The 233-nt window shown below is 51.1% G+C and carries 1 rRNA gene; it reads right to left on the bottom strand.

Annotated elements, in window-relative coordinates:
* Window positions 1-233: ribosomal RNA gene (locus tag GTP27_RS23530) — 23S ribosomal RNA — on the bottom strand; the annotation flags it as partial.

Below are 233 nucleotides of genomic sequence, written 5' to 3'. Positions count from 1 at the left end.
GAATACTCATCTCGCCCACCTGTGTCGGTTTGCGGTACGGTCTCGTATGACTGAAGCTTAGAGGCTTTTCTTGGAACCACTTCCGATTGCTTCGCGAACAAGTTCGCTCGTCCCAATCCCTTGAATTATGTGCCCGGATTTGCCTAAGCACCTTCTATGAATCAGAAACTGACTATTCCAACAGTCAGACAACCTTCCGCGATCCGTCCCCCCATCGCATCATACGACGGTGC

Source organism: Duganella qianjiadongensis (assembly GCF_009857915.1).
GTDB lineage: Bacteria > Pseudomonadota > Gammaproteobacteria > Burkholderiales > Burkholderiaceae_D > Rugamonas > Rugamonas qianjiadongensis.
The sequence above is the reverse complement of the archived record's forward strand: the minus strand, read 5'-3'. Positions and strand labels throughout refer to the sequence as shown.